The organism is Rahnella victoriana (assembly GCF_004330295.1).
In the GTDB taxonomy this organism is placed as follows: Bacteria; Pseudomonadota; Gammaproteobacteria; order Enterobacterales; family Enterobacteriaceae; genus Rahnella; species Rahnella victoriana.
Genome location: NZ_SJOJ01000081.1, coordinates 1 through 446 on the forward strand (window position 1 = coordinate 1; position 446 = coordinate 446).

General features: G+C 60.5%; 1 protein-coding gene. It reads left to right on the top strand.

The annotated features are described in order from the left end of the window. Positions 1–446: fimbria/pilus outer membrane usher protein (locus EYY67_RS24400; protein WP_165498011.1), on the top strand; the 446-nt coding region annotated here is incomplete at both ends.

The following is a 446-nucleotide window of genomic DNA, read 5'->3' on the forward strand; positions in this document are numbered from 1 at the left end:
CTGACCTTTCACGATGAAAACTGGGTGCCGCCGTCGCAGTGGGATGAGGGCGTGAACGGCGCACTGCTGGATTACAATCTGCTCGGCAGCAAATACATGCCGCAGTCCGGTGACAGCACCACCAGCTTCAGCAGCTACGGCACCACCGGCGTTAACCTCGGGCCGTGGCGTGCGCGTGCCGATTATCAGTATGCTTCATCGCGCACTTCCGGCACTCCCGCCAGCGACAAATTCACCTGGACGCAAACCTATATTTACCGCGCATTACCGTCCCTTGGCGCGCGCCTGACCGGCGGCCAGACCTATTTCAGTTCGGATATTTTCGACTCATTCCGCTTTCTCGGCGTGTCGCTGAACAGCGACCAGCGGATGCTGCCGCCGTCGCTGCGTGGCTACGCGCCGCAGGTGACCGGCATCGCCAAAACCAACGCCAAAGTGAGCATCAG